Here is a 12,572-nt window from a genome sequence, read left to right on the forward strand (position 1 = left end):
GGCCGCCCCGAAACGGGCCTCGGGCACGCCGTCGCCGGAACCTTCGCGCAAAGTCCCCACCTCGGCAGAGGATTCAGAGGACATTCAGAGGTTGTCCATGGAACCGGCTCAAACCACACGCCGATAAGCGGACAACTCCGTTCATTTCCAAGGGGTTTGCCTTCTGGAATACCCCGATCCGGCGTCTCGATTCGTGTAGCGTCTGCGGCCAGCAGCGCGCCGCCTGGGCGGAAATCGGGGGCATTGGTGTCACCCCCGCGCGAACGCACTCCGAGTGCGGCGGCCCCGACCGGCCGGCCCGCCCCGTGCGTTCCGCGGGCACGTCGATGCGAGGAGCTCACTACATGCTGAGGGACAGGGTGCCCACCGGGTACCGTCCTGCCGCCGTCCGAAAGGCCAGGTGGCTGGTCGTGGCCGTGACGGTGCTCGGCCTCAGCGCCGTCCTGGCGCCCGAGGCCGTCGCCGCCGCGCCGCCGATACCGGGGTCACCGCTGGACGCGTACCGCGCGCACGTGCCGTACGACGTCGGCGCGCACAAGATCGCACGGCTGGCCGCCCTCATCGCCTACGTACTCATGGTCTCGACCGTCGTCCTGGGCGTGATGCTCAGGCTGCGGTTCATGCAGCGCGCCGTCAACAGGGCCACGTTCTACGGCGCCCACATGACGCTGGCCCTCTCCGCGATGATCTTCGGGGGCATCCACGGCCTGACCTTCCTCTACCAGCCGATCTGGCGGATCGGCTGGGCGCAGCTGACCCTGCCCTTCCTGGGCGGCCTGCAGCGCATACCCGTGGGCCTGGGCATCCTCGGGACGGAACTGGCGATCGCCGTGGCCTGCTCGGTGTGGCTGCAGAACCGCCTGGGCTACCACCGCTGGCTGCGGGTGCACCAGTTCGCCTACATCTCCTTCGGCCTGATCTGGCTGCACATCTTCCTGGTCCACCCGGAACCGCGGCATCTGAACCTGGTCGCGGTCGGCGTGGCGACCGGGGCCGGCACGGTTCTGATGGCCTTCCTCATCCGCGTCTTCCCCTCGCGCTCCAGACTGCGCCGGCGGGCCTTCCCGAGTGAGGCCGGAGCCGCCAGGTGAACCCCTCACATGCCGGGCCGCCGTCGGAGTACTTCCCGCCCGCGGCCCAGGAGCACGGCCACGGGGTCGTACCGTTCATTCCGCATCAGGCGCAGCAGGGCGTCGTGCACCCGGCCGCGGTGCCGGGCCCACGGCAGGCGCCGGCGGAGCTGCCGGCCGTACCCGCGATCCCCGCGGAGTCGTTCGACCTGCCGCGCCCCGTGCTGGTGCCGGAGGACGAGCCCGTCCGGATCAGCGTGGACAACAACCGCTGCCACATCTACGGCATCTGCCAGCAGGAGGCGCCCGAGGTCTTCCGGATCTCCGAAGGCGGCTCGCTGCACTACACCCGCGCCGTGCCCGCGCAGTTCGCGGCCAAGACGCGCCAGGCCGCGCGGTGCTGCCCCATGCAGGCGGTCAAGATCGAGGGAGAGCGCACCCGCGCCTCCCGCAGCCTCGGCGAACGGCCTGCCGGACGTCCCCTGCGCAGCGGGTCGTCCGCGCGGGCGAGCCGCAGGCGCATCGTCGTCGCGGGCGCGGGACTGGCCGGCCTCAGTGCCGCGAGCCGGCTCAGGGAACGCGGCTTCGACGGGGAGATCGTCATGGTGGGCGAGGAGTCCCACCGGCCCTACAGCCGCCCGCCCCTGTCCAAGCAGTTCCTCGCCGGTCGACTGACGGCGGAGCAGCTGGCGTTCAGGGCGGAGGAGGAGCTGGACGCCCACTGGCTGCTGGAGACCGGCCTGGTCGGCCTCGACCTCTACGGATCGACCGTGCATCTGCGCGGCGGCGAGCGGCTCCCCTTCGAGGGGCTGGTGCTGGCCACCGGGGTGGACGCCAAACGCCTTCCGGAGGCGCCGCTGTTCAGCGACCGCATCCGCACGATCCGCAACCTGGGGGACGCGGTCGCCGTCCGGAGGGCGATGGAGGCCCAGCAGGCCCGTCACGTGGTGATCCTGGGTGGCGGGTTCGTCGGCTGCGAACTGGCCTGCACCCTGCGCGACCGCGGTCTGGACGTCACCCTCGTCGTGCACAGCGCGCCGCTGTTGCGCCGGGTCCTCGGCGAGCGGGTCGGCGCCGTCGTCGCGGACATCCAGGGCCGGGCGGGCGTCGACGTACGGCTGGGCACCACGATCACCGACTGGCAGGACCACGGCGACGTCCTCAGGCTGCGCCTGGACGACGGCGATCTGATCGACGCGGACTTCGTCGTCCTCGGCCTGGGCAGCGAACCGCGCACGGAATGGCTGCGCGACAGCGGACTGGACGTCTCCGACGGTGTGCTGTGCACACCCACCTGCCATGCGGTCGACCACTGGGGCCGGCCGACTCCGCACGTGGTCGCCGCGGGTGACGTGGCCCGCTGGCCCAACCTGCGCTTCGACGCCGAGCCACGCCGAACCGAACACCTCATCCACGCCGTGGAGATGGGGCAGCACGCCGCGGACGCGCTGCTGCGCGGGCCCGAGCGCGCCGCCCGCTTCGCACCGGTCCCGCGTTTCTGGTCCGAGCAGCACGGCACCCGCATCCAGGCCGTCGGCATCCCCTCCCTCGGCACGCACGTCGAAATCACCGAGGGGTCGCTGCGCGCCGAGCGCTTCGTAGCCCGCTACACCCGCGAGACGCCCCACGGCCCGCAGATCGTGGCGGCCGTCGCCTTCGACATGCCCTTGGAACTCCTCGAATACCGCGACCAGATAGGCCGCTCCCGTCCGCGCTCGCGGGCCCTGAACAGAAGGAGCCGACGATGAGCCGAGCCGGAAACCCCCGCGGCCGCCGCGGGGGCAGCCCCCCGTCCGGCGGCCTGCTCCGCTGGACCCTGAGCCTGCCCGCCCGGCTGCACCTGCGCTGGCTGGTGATCCTCGTCGTGACGGCGGCGGTCATGGGCGCGTACGCCAGAGTCCTGGTCACCGCGGCGCCCATGCCGCCGAGCAAACCACCGACAACTCGTGCCCCGAGCACGCCCTAGAACCGTCGCGGCGCGCCGGTGGGGGCGTCCCCCGTGAGGTGCTCGAAGGTACCGGTGATCTCCAGGAGCCGGTCCAGGACGGCAGGGCGGGCGTCCAGATGGAGCTGGACGTCCGCGGCCGTGGTGCGGCGGCGGATCATCAGCAGGACGGACAGCCCCATGGAGTCGGTGACGCCGAGGCCGGCGCAGTACAGGTGGAGGTGGCCGAGTCCGGGCCGCTCGGCGAGCTGCGCCGTGACCGTGTCCAGGAGCTGGTCGGAGGTGTCGTGGTCGAGGTCGCCGTCGATCTCGATCCGGAGCCCGTCCTCGGTGTCGACCGTGGTCAGCTCCAGATGCGCGGGGGGTAGCGTCGTCATGCAAGGTGTCCGGTAGTGCCGTGTTCCGTGGTGAGGGCCTGGGTGCCCAGGGCGAGGATGCGGGAGGCCCGCGGGAAGTCCTTGAGCTCCGTGGCCAGGATCCGCAGCGCCGGCGGCAGGCTGTGCGCGGGCACGCCCCGTGCCACCAGGACACCGGCGGTCCAGGTCAGGAAATCCGGAAAGAGTTCGTCGCTGTCGAGGTAGAGGGCGACGCCCAGGAACTCCACGATGTGCGCGAGGTCCTCAGCCGTGCGCTCGCGCTGTACGTCGCTGTAGGCGCGCATGGCGGGAAAGGCCTGTTCCAGCTCGGTGAAGACGCTCCGGACCAGGGATGTGCTGTTGCGTGCGACCAGGGTGTATTCCTGGTCGGCCAGGTAGGGCAGGTTGTCGGCTTCCTGGTGGCCCCTCCGCGGACGGGGCAGCGGCCCGCGCGCCAGGAGGTCGGCGGCCGCACGGCCGTCGGGGGCCCATGCCTGAGCCCCGAGCAGCTCCCCGTGACGGCCGTCGGAGCCGAAGGCGGCGCCGCCGACCAGGACGGGCACGCCGACGGCCTGGCACGCGGTGATCGTGGCATGCGCCGTGGGCAGCCTGCTGGCGATCGAACCGGAGAGCGCGACCGCGTCCGCGCCGGTGTGGTGCAGGTGGGAGATGAGGTGCTGGGCCGGTACCTGGGCGCCGAGGTAGTCGACCCGCCAGCCGCGCAGCTTCAGTACCTCGGCCAGCAGGCGGGCCGGCAGCGCGTGCCACTCACCGTCCACGCAGGCCACCGTGATCCGGCCCCGGGTGGGGACGGTGCGGGCGGAGGGGTGGAGCGAGAGGGCGGCCACCGTCCGTTCGTTGATGGCGGTCGCGGCGTGCTCCTGGGCGACGCTGATGCGGTTGGCGGCCCATTCCTCGCCGAGTCGGCCCTGTACGGCCGCGATCACGTCGAGCAGCACGCTCTCCGCCTGCAGCCCGTCGTCCAGAGCGTGCAGCACCAGTTCCGCGGCCGCGTACTCGTCGCCGGCGAGGACCGCTTCCCACAGCCGACCGGTCAGTTCCTCGAGGTGGGTGCCGTCGGCGAGGCAGGGCGATGGGGTGCTGGTGCTCATGCGGTGTACCTGTCCCGGGTGTGGCCGTTCGCCGTGCTGGGGTGCGGGGCGCGGGGAGCGGAGATCACGACCACGGCCATGTCGTCATGACGCCGGTTGCCGAGCCACTGCGCGACGAGCATCTGGACGTGCTCCACGATTCCCTCCGCCGGCATGCCCGCGCAGCCGGCGAGCGCGCGCTTGAGCCGTGCCTCACCGAACATGGCATCACCCATCGGACCGCCCCTGGCCTCGGTGATCCCGTCCGTGTACAGCACGCAGGCCTCTCCCGGTGCCAAGGTGACGGATGCACTGTGGGCGAAGACATCCGGCATGGCCCCGACCAGGGTGCCGCGGGTGTCGGCATCGGTCACCGTGCCGTCCCCGCGGATGATCAGCGGGTGCGGATGTCCGGCGCTGGTCAGCTTGAGGTCCACCGAGCTGCCGCTGCGGATGGCGGAGGCCAGGACCAGGGTCGCGAAGCGGGTGTTGTGGGAGTTGAGCAGGGCGGTGTTCAGCAGGCCGAGCATGCGCTGGTGGTCGTCCGCCAGAGGCAGCAGTGCGTGCAGCGTGTTGCGGATCTTGCCGGTGAGCACGGCCGCTTCCAGGCCCTTGCCGCACACGTCGCCCAGCGCGACGAGGGAGGCTTCGCCCTCCACGGTCGCCGGATGAACGTCGTAGAAGTCACCGCCGATCCGCTCATGATCGGCCGACGGACGGTAGCCGCCCGCGAAGTCCACCCCGGAGATCCGGTGCAGGGCCGGCGGGAGCAGCTCCCGCATGAGGATCTCGGTGATCGCATGCTGCTCCGCGTACAGGCGCGCGGCCGACATCGCCGCCCCGGACCGCGCCGCGAAGAGGCGCGCGAAGGCTTCCTCCTCCTCGGTGAAGGTGGCCGTACCGGACCTGCGCAGCAGGACGAGAGCCCCGGCCGGGACGCCATGTCCGGGCAGAGCGGTGATCACTATCGAGCCGACCTCACCGAAGCCCTCGGGCACGAGCCAGCCGGGGGCCGACGACGGATCGATCCACCGTGAGGGCACCGGAGGGAAGCCGCGCAACGCCTCGCCCAGGCCCGGAACGCCGTCCGGGTCCACCGGATCCTGCGACAGGGTGGGGATGCCGCCGCGCACGCAGGTCACCACGGGCAGCCTGCGACCACGGGCCGGCGCGATGACCAGCGCACTGTCCGCGAGCCGCTCGGCGGCCAGCTGCGCGGTCACCTCCATGCAGCGGCGCAGATTGAGACTGGACTGCAGCGCGCTCGACGTCTCGGTGAGGAAGGCGGCCCGCTCCCGCTCCACGCGCAGAGCGTCCCGCATCCGGTGATCGGTGTCGTCGACCAGCCACCACACCACCGAGCCGTCCTCGCGCACGCTGGGGCGTGCCTGGAACCGGCTCTCACCGATCTCACCCACGGAAGCCGTGTCCACGGCCCCGCCGCTGCCCCCTCCGGGAGAGGGCAGCGCGTGGTGTGCCGAGGCCAGCCACGCCGGGACCGCGTCCGCGAGAGACGCTCCCGGGGTCGCGACAGGCAGCAGCACGCCCGCGGCATCGTTGCGTGCCAGCACCGTGCCCTCGACATCTGCGATCAGGACGGGGTACGGAGCGCCGGCCCACAGGGGATCCGACACGGCGCCGGTACCGCTCCGTCCAGAGGGGTAACCCATACTTGAGGATCCGCTGCGCGAATCCCTCACCTCATCCAGTCGCAGAAAAAGTTGTCCGACGGCAACGATCGCGCACGTTCCCCTCCTGTGGCAACTACGCCGGTACATCCTTGACAACGTTCCTGATCCGGACAGGTACCGGGTTCGGTGACGATCAGGCCCGGGCAGGTGCCGCGGCGCCGGGCGCGTGTTGTACCGGGACCGGGGTGACACCTGCCGTTCATGCCCGGCGGCGGGGAATGTTGAATTCCGCGAGCACTCTGCTCGGCGTGAGACGTATCGCAGGGATCGTCCTCGCGGTCCTGCTGATCGGCGGCGTGGTGGCTGCCGTCGTCGCGGGCCGGTACGACGAGGACAAGGGCACGGCAACGAAGACCGTGCGCATGGTGATCGGATCGGAGAAGGCCGAGTACTTCGCCGATCCGGACGTGGTGAAGGCCCTTGCCGCCAAGGGTTACACCGTAAAGGCCGAGACCTCCGGGTCCTGGGCCATGGAGGGGCTCGACCTCAAGGGGTACGACCTCGCGTTCCCGTCCAGCCAGGCGCCCGCCGTCGAACTGGCGAACCGGTACAAGGTGCACGGGACGCTCCCCAGGCCGTTCTACTCGCCCCTGGTCGTCGTCGCTCACCGCAGCGCCGCCCAGGTGCTCGCGGCGAACGGCCTCGCGACCCTCGGCAGCGCGCACCGCGGCACCCTGAAGATGGCCGCCTATCTCGACGCGGCCCGTCATGACCGCACCTGGCAGCAGCTCAAGGGGGCCGACAAGTATGGAGAGTTGAGCGGAACGCTCTTCATCTCCAGCACCGATCCGGAGTCCTCCAACTCCGGCGCCCTCTACCTCGCCGCCGCCTCCTACGTGGCGAACGGCGGACGGGTCGTCGCCGACAAGGGCGCCCTCGACCGCACCGAACCGCTGCTGAAGAAGCTCGTCACCGTGCAGGGCGCTCAACAGTCCGGTTCGGACGCGGTGTTCCGGGACTTCGTCAGCGGCGCCGGCAACCCGCTGGTCTGGGTCTACGAGTCACAGGTCGCCTCACTCCTCGCCGGCGGGCAGCAGCCCGACGACCTGGTCGTGCTCTACCCGGACACCACCGTCGACAGCGACCACACCGTCGTACCGATGACGGACAACGGCAAGGCGCTCGCCGAACTCCTCTCCGCCGACAAGGAGTTGCGGCGGCTCGCCGTCCGGCACGGATTCCGGCCGCAGGGCGCCGCCACCGAGTTCGCCTCGGCCACCACCTATCTGGAGCAGGAACTGACCGGCGTCCGGCAGGCGCCCGTGCCCACCTCCGCGGTGCTGCACGAGATGGCGCGCCGGGCGCGCGGATGAACGGGGGACCGGCATGACCAGCTTCAACACCAGCCAGAACACTCACCAGAACACCCTCAGCGGGGACGACGTCTTCACGCTCACCCCGCCCGAAGCCGTCGCGGCCGTCCCACGGGAGAAGGCGGGCGGGCTCGTGCCCGTCGACGACGGCGTCCGTACGGACATGGCGGCGAAGGCCTCCGCGTACGTCGCCTCGCTCGCCGCTCTCGACGCGCGCTCGCCCGAGTTCGCCGGCAAGGTCGGGGAGGTCGCCGCACTCGGCGCCGGTGAGATGCGCAGCGCCGCCGCGCAGTCCAACCGGATGCTGGAGCGGACCGTGCGCAGTCTGCCGAGCAGGGGCTCGGACGCCCAGTCGCAGGTCGCGGGCTCGCTCGTCGAACTGCGGCGCGTCGTCGAGGACCTGGACCCGCGGGACCTGCCCGCCGGCAAGGGACGGAAGTTCCTCTCGCGGCTCCCCGGCGGGAACAAGCTGCGCGACCACGTTGCCAAGTACGCCTCCGCACAAGGCACGCTGAACAAGATCGTCGGGTCGCTGCGCGGGGGTCAGGACGAACTGCGGCGCGACAACGCAGCGTTGCAGACCGAGCGGGTGCGGCTGTGGGAGACCATGGGCAAGCTGCAGGAGTATGTCGTGCTGACCGAGGCCCTGGACACGGCCGTCGAGCAGCGCATCGCCGGGACCGCTGACCCCGAGGCGGCCGACTCGCTCCGCGCCGACGTGCTCTTCCCCGTCCGGCAGAAGCACCAGGACCTGCTCACCCAGCTCGCCGTGTGCGCCCAAGGCTACCTTGCCATGGACGTCGTACGCCGCAACAACGACGAGCTGATCAAGGGCGTCGACCGGGCGGCGACCACGACCGTCTCCGCGCTGCGGATCTCCGTGATGCTCGCCTCCGCGCTCGACAACCAGAAGAAGGTCGTGGAACAGGTCAACGCCCTCCGCGGTACGACCGAGGACCTCATCAGAGGCAACGCCGAGATGCTCGCCACCCAGAGCGGTGAGATCCAGCGGATCGCCGCCGACCCCGCCGTGGGCGCCGAGACCCTGCGGTCCGCGTTCCAGCAGATCTACCGCACCCTCGACGCGATCGACACGTACAAGGTCCAGGCGACCGAGGCGATGGCCACGACCGTGGAGAACCTGACGGCCGAACTGCAGAGCGCCAGCGCGTACTTGGAGCGCAGTCGCTCGCGGGTCGCGCTCGAAGGAGGGTCCGCATGAGACGAGCCCTGGCCGTGGCCGCCTCGGCGGCCGCCCTGCTCACCGCGTGCAGTACCCCCCACCAGACCGACCCCGGCGACCCCGCACCCGGCACCGTCCGCATCCTCGCCTCCAGCGAACTCGCCGACATGGCACCGGTGCTCGACGAGATCCGCAAGGACACCGGAATCACGGTCCGGCCCACCTACATGGGCACCCTGGACGCCGTGAACCTGCTGGCCGCGGGGAAGGCCACCGGCACCTTCGACGCCGTGTGGCTGTCCTCGGACGACTACCTCCGGCTGCGCCCCACCGCCGCGAAGAAGGTCCTCTCCGAGACGCCGATCATGTCCAGCCCGGTCGCGGTGGGGATCAGGACGGCCACCGTACGGGCGCTCGGCTGGAAGCCGGACGACGTCACCTGGTCCCAGGTCGACACGGCCGTGCGGGACGGCAAGCTGACGTACGGCATGACCGACCCAGCCCGCTCCAACTCCGGCTTCTCCACGCTCGTTTCGGTCGCCTCCGCCCTCTCCGGCGCCCAGTCCGCGCTCACCGACGCGGACGTCGCGAAGGCCACGCCCCGGCTGAAGGCGTTCTTCAAGGGACAGCAGCTGACATCGGGTTCGTCCGGCTGGCTGGCGGCGGCGTACCGGCGGCGCGGGGACGTCGACGCGCTCCTTAACTACGAGTCCGTCCTCAAGGGCATTCCGGGCCTGACCGTGATCCGCCCCAAGGACGGTGTGGTCACCGCCGACTACCCGCTCTCCTCCCTCGCCGGCACCCCCGCCGCGACCCGCGAGGACGTGCGCCGCCTGACCGAGGCCCTGCGCACCCCGAGGATCCAGCGCGGGATCACCGCCCGCACCCACCGCCGTCCGGTGATCCCGTCGGTGCCGCCGGCGGCCGGCCTCGACACCACCCGCCGCCGCGAACTCCCCTTCCCCGGCAGCCTTTCCGTCGCCGACGGGTTGCTCGACTCCTACGAGAACAAGCTGCGCCGTCCCTCCCGGACGGTCTACGTCCTCGACACCTCGGGCTCGATGCGGGGCGACCGCCTCGACCGGCTGAAGAAGGCGCTCACCGATCTGACGGGGGACTTCCGCGACCGCGAGGAGGTGACGCTGATGGCGTTCGGGTCGCACGTGAAGAGCGTGCGCACGCACGTGGTCGATCCGGCCGATCCGAGGGCCGGTTCGGACGCCATCCGCGCGGATACGAAGAAGCTCTCCGCCGACGGCGACACCGCGATCTACACCTCCCTGGAGAAGGCGTACGAACATCTCGGCGCCGACCGCGACACGTTCACGTCGATCGTGCTGATGACCGACGGCGAGAACACGACCGGTGCGAAGGCCGGCGAGTTTGACGCCTTCTACCGCTCCCTCGGCGGCGGGCAGAAGCAGATACCCGTCTTCCCGATCCTCTTCGGCGACTCCGACCGGCGCGAGCTGGCACATATCGCCGACCTGACCGGGGGCCGACTCTTCGACGCCCAACAGGGCTCGCTGGACGGCGCTTTCGAGGAGATCCGTGGCTATCAGTAGATACCTCGAGTCCCGCAAGAACATCGCGGGCAGCGCCTGCGGGCTCGCCGGGCTCGTGCTCACCTTCACCGGGGTGGCCGGACCGTACTGGCCCGTCGTCGTGGCCGGGCTCTACGGCGCGGGCGCACTGATCGCCCCGCCGGAGCGGCCCTCACTGCCGGGATTCCCCGGCTCGTCGGCCCAACTGGACGCGTTGCGCGGCGACTTCGAGAAGTTGGGCGGCTACCTGGAGGAAGTCGACCTGCCGCCGGCCGCCGCGGGCCGCCTCACCGAACTGACCGACCTGCTCACCGCGTTGCTCGACCCGGGGTGGGTCACGGAGGTGCTCGCCCAGGACCCGGAGGGCGTGCACACGCTCTCGCGAGCCGTACGGCAGGACCTCCCCGAGGCCGTCGACAGTTTCGTACGCACCCGGTGGTGGACACGGATGACCCCGGGTTCCGAACCGCCGGAACGGCACCTGGAGCGGCAGCTCGCGCTGCTCCAGGAGGAGGCGGAAGAGCTGGCTGCTGCGCTGCGCGAGACGGAGGCGCGGCGGCAGGAGTCACATACCCGGTATCTGGAGGACCGGGGGCGGGTGAACTGACTTCAGTGATCTGAGGGCTCGGTGCCCTGCTCGGCCAGGTCGGCGTTGAGGAGGAGCAGATGGGCGAGGTCACGGGCCTCGCCGGTGGTGAGCGCCGCCCACACTCCCGGTTCGTCGCCCTGGTCACGGCCCACGTCGAGGGCGATGCGGGTGATGGAGCGCCCCGTGAACGCGAGCCTCAGGCGCCGTACGGCGATGCTGCGTCCACAGGTGGTCACGAGCCGTTCCGCCCCACCGGCAGGGGGGTGGTCACATCCAGTCGTCCCCATCGTCCTCACGCTCCTTCGTCAAGTGGTGACGGTTCCCGACGGGCGTCGGCCCCGACCCACATACCCTGTGGGGTATTAACGTCAGCGCCGTGTGCGACCGATTTGTTCCCTCGGGCGGGCGGCGGGGAGCGCGAGCCAGGCGCCGTACCCGCCGAGCAGGTCGAAGACATCGGTACGGCCCTGGTGGCGCAGCAGGCTGGCGGCGATGGAGGACCGGTGGCCGCCCGCGCAGTGCACGACCACGGGCCGGCCGGCGGGGATCTCACCGCCGCGACGGGCCAGCTCGGCCAGCGGGATGTGCAGCGAGCCGTCGACATAGCCCTCCTCACGCTCGGGGCCGTTGCGCACGTCCAGGACCACCGGCGGCGCCTCGCCGTCCAGCAGTCCGCGCAGTTCGTCGGCGGTCAGGCGGCCGGCCCGCGCCATCTCGTCGGCCAGCTCGGGGAAGGCGCCCTCGGGCTCGCGCAGGTAGCCGCGGACCTTGTCGAAGCCGATCCGGGCGAGCCGGGTGACGACCTCCTCCTCGCGATTCTGCGGCGCGACGACGACCACGTCCTGGTCGGGGGCGAGGACCATGCCCGACTGCTCGGCGAAGCGCCCGTCCGCGGGCACGTTGATCGCACCCCGCACATGCCCGGGCGCGAAGTCCTGCGGCGAGCGGGCGTCGACCACGACCGCCCCCGCCGCCCGGCGCTCCACGAACTCCTCCACCGACAGCGGCCGGGGTGCGGCGGCGGCGTCGAACAGGCCGTGCTCCTTGCGGTTGAGGATCGCGTCGTGGACGAAGTAGGCGGGCGCGGCCGGCTGCCCCGCCGTGACCAGCTCCACGAACCGTGCCCGACTCATCGGCCGGCAGGCGTAGTTGGTGGCGCGCTGCTCGCCGACAGTGGACTGGCGCTGGGTGGACAGGTTCTTGCCGCAGGCGGATCCGGCGCCGTGGCCGGGAAAGACGCGAACGGCGTCCGGCAGGCCCATCAGCTTGTTCTGGACGGTGTCGTAGAGCATGTCGCCGAGTTCGTCGACGGTCACGCCGATCGAGGCGAGCAGGTCGGGCCGGCCCACGTCGCCGATGAACAGCGCGTCGCCCGTGAGGACGCCGTAGGGGACGGTGTCCTTCGTGTGCTCGTACACCAGGACGCTGATCGACTCCGGTGTGTGGCCCGGGGTTTCGAGGATCTGGAGCTGGACGTCGCCGAGGGTGATGCGTTCGCCGTCGACCAGTTTGTGGATGGGGTACTCGGCCTCGGCGCGCTGCCCGTAGCCGATCCAGGCGCCGGTGCGGTCGGCGAGTTCCAGGTGGCCCGCGAGGAAGTCGGCGTGGAAGTGGGTGTTGATGACGGCCTCGACGGTGAAACCGTGGGTGGCGGCGTCGGTGAGGTACTCGGAGACGTCGCGGCGCGGGTCGACCACGACGGCCTTGCCCGTGGTCTCGTCGGCGATCATGTACGACGCCTGGGAGAGGCAGTCGAGGTAGTACTGGGCGAAGAACATGGGGGGTGACCT

The 12,572-nt window shown here is 71.2% G+C and carries 12 protein-coding genes; 7 read left to right on the top strand and 5 right to left on the bottom strand.

Annotated elements, in window-relative coordinates; translation table 11 throughout:
* Positions 1 to 344 precede the first annotated feature (344 nt).
* Genes ACFU97_RS18685 through ACFU97_RS18695 form a run of 3 tightly spaced genes read left to right on the top strand, consistent with a single transcriptional unit; the run spans position 345 to position 3,036 of the window.
* Complete coding sequence (locus ACFU97_RS18685; RefSeq protein ID WP_384257495.1) at positions 345 to 1,091, top strand: ferric reductase-like transmembrane domain-containing protein; 747 nt, start codon at positions 345 to 347, stop codon at positions 1,089 to 1,091.
* Positions 1,088 to 2,818: an FAD-dependent oxidoreductase gene (locus ACFU97_RS18690; protein ID WP_384257498.1), complete on the top strand. Its 1,731-nt coding sequence runs from the start codon at positions 1,088 to 1,090 to the stop codon at positions 2,816 to 2,818. The genes ACFU97_RS18685 and ACFU97_RS18690 overlap by 4 nt, the downstream gene beginning before the upstream one ends.
* The gene (locus ACFU97_RS18695) at positions 2,815 to 3,036 is read left to right on the top strand and encodes a hypothetical protein (RefSeq protein ID WP_384257501.1); all 222 of its coding nucleotides are present in this window, start codon (positions 2,815 to 2,817) and stop codon (positions 3,034 to 3,036) included. Before ACFU97_RS18690 ends, ACFU97_RS18695 begins: the two co-directional genes overlap by 4 nt.
* Here ACFU97_RS18695 and ACFU97_RS18700 read toward each other — a convergent pair.
* The 3 genes from ACFU97_RS18700 to ACFU97_RS18710 are packed head-to-tail and all read right to left on the bottom strand — an operon-like array spanning position 3,033 to position 6,132.
* Complete coding sequence (locus ACFU97_RS18700; protein ID WP_384257504.1) at positions 3,033 to 3,392, bottom strand: STAS domain-containing protein; 360 nt, start codon at positions 3,390 to 3,392, stop codon at positions 3,033 to 3,035. The two genes, ACFU97_RS18695 and ACFU97_RS18700, sit on opposite strands and share 4 nt — an antisense overlap.
* Positions 3,389 to 4,483 carry a B12-binding domain-containing protein gene (locus tag ACFU97_RS18705; RefSeq protein WP_384257507.1) on the bottom strand — a complete coding sequence of 365 codons (1,095 nt, stop codon included), beginning with the start codon at positions 4,481 to 4,483 and terminating at the stop codon, positions 3,389 to 3,391. Before ACFU97_RS18705 ends, ACFU97_RS18700 begins: the two co-directional genes overlap by 4 nt.
* Positions 4,480 to 6,132: a PP2C family protein-serine/threonine phosphatase gene (locus ACFU97_RS18710; RefSeq protein WP_384257510.1), complete on the bottom strand. Its 1,653-nt coding sequence runs from the start codon at positions 6,130 to 6,132 to the stop codon at positions 4,480 to 4,482. Before ACFU97_RS18710 ends, ACFU97_RS18705 begins: the two co-directional genes overlap by 4 nt.
* Before the next feature lie 239 nt (positions 6,133 to 6,371).
* Between ACFU97_RS18710 and ACFU97_RS18715 the strand changes: the two genes are divergently transcribed.
* The 4 genes from ACFU97_RS18715 to ACFU97_RS18730 are packed head-to-tail and all read left to right on the top strand — an operon-like array spanning position 6,372 to position 10,800.
* Positions 6,372 to 7,466 (top strand): hypothetical protein, encoded by a 1,095-nt coding sequence (locus ACFU97_RS18715; RefSeq protein WP_384257513.1) that lies wholly within the window; start codon positions 6,372 to 6,374, stop codon positions 7,464 to 7,466.
* A gap of 13 nt (positions 7,467 to 7,479) precedes the next feature.
* On the top strand, positions 7,480 to 8,688 hold the full coding sequence (locus tag ACFU97_RS18720; protein WP_384257516.1) for a toxic anion resistance protein: 1,209 nt from the start codon (positions 7,480 to 7,482) through the stop codon (positions 8,686 to 8,688).
* Entirely contained in the window at positions 8,685 to 10,214 is a 1,530-nt protein-coding gene (locus ACFU97_RS18725; protein WP_384257520.1) for a substrate-binding domain-containing protein, read from the top strand. Before ACFU97_RS18720 ends, ACFU97_RS18725 begins: the two co-directional genes overlap by 4 nt.
* Positions 10,201 to 10,800 (top strand): hypothetical protein, encoded by a 600-nt coding sequence (locus tag ACFU97_RS18730; protein ID WP_384257523.1) that lies wholly within the window; start codon positions 10,201 to 10,203, stop codon positions 10,798 to 10,800. Before ACFU97_RS18725 ends, ACFU97_RS18730 begins: the two co-directional genes overlap by 14 nt.
* A gap of 2 nt (positions 10,801 to 10,802) precedes the next feature.
* On the opposite strand, the gene ACFU97_RS18735 is transcribed toward ACFU97_RS18730, so the two are convergent.
* Both ACFU97_RS18735 and ACFU97_RS18740 read right to left on the bottom strand, forming a co-directional pair.
* Positions 10,803 to 11,018 carry a hypothetical protein gene (locus ACFU97_RS18735; protein WP_384257526.1) on the bottom strand — a complete coding sequence of 72 codons (216 nt, stop codon included), beginning with the start codon at positions 11,016 to 11,018 and terminating at the stop codon, positions 10,803 to 10,805.
* 132 nt (positions 11,019 to 11,150) lie between these two features.
* A complete protein-coding gene (locus tag ACFU97_RS18740) occupies positions 11,151 to 12,560 on the bottom strand; it encodes a rhodanese-like domain-containing protein (RefSeq protein WP_384257528.1) in 1,410 nt (469 codons plus the stop codon).
* Between the last annotated feature and the right edge of the window lie 12 nt (positions 12,561 to 12,572).

Source organism: Streptomyces sp. NPDC057616 (genome assembly GCF_042800575.1).
In the GTDB taxonomy this organism is placed as follows: Bacteria; Actinomycetota; Actinomycetes; order Streptomycetales; family Streptomycetaceae; genus Streptomyces.

Coding starts and splice junctions, on each gene's coding strand:
- ACFU97_RS18715 (WP_384257513.1), top strand. CDS start 6,372: ATGTTGAATTCCGCGAGCACTCTGCTCGGCGTGAGACGTATCGCAGGG.
- ACFU97_RS18710 (WP_384257510.1), bottom strand. CDS start 6,132: ATGGGTTACCCCTCTGGACGGAGCGGTACCGGCGCCGTGTCGGATCCC.
- ACFU97_RS18725 (WP_384257520.1), top strand. CDS start 8,685: ATGAGACGAGCCCTGGCCGTGGCCGCCTCGGCGGCCGCCCTGCTCACC.
- ACFU97_RS18695 (WP_384257501.1), top strand. CDS start 2,815: ATGAGCCGAGCCGGAAACCCCCGCGGCCGCCGCGGGGGCAGCCCCCCG.
- ACFU97_RS18720 (WP_384257516.1), top strand. CDS start 7,480: ATGACCAGCTTCAACACCAGCCAGAACACTCACCAGAACACCCTCAGC.
- ACFU97_RS18700 (WP_384257504.1), bottom strand. CDS start 3,392: ATGACGACGCTACCCCCCGCGCATCTGGAGCTGACCACGGTCGACACC.
- ACFU97_RS18685 (WP_384257495.1), top strand. CDS start 345: ATGCTGAGGGACAGGGTGCCCACCGGGTACCGTCCTGCCGCCGTCCGA.
- ACFU97_RS18705 (WP_384257507.1), bottom strand. CDS start 4,483: ATGAGCACCAGCACCCCATCGCCCTGCCTCGCCGACGGCACCCACCTC.
- ACFU97_RS18740 (WP_384257528.1), bottom strand. CDS start 12,560: ATGTTCTTCGCCCAGTACTACCTCGACTGCCTCTCCCAGGCGTCGTAC.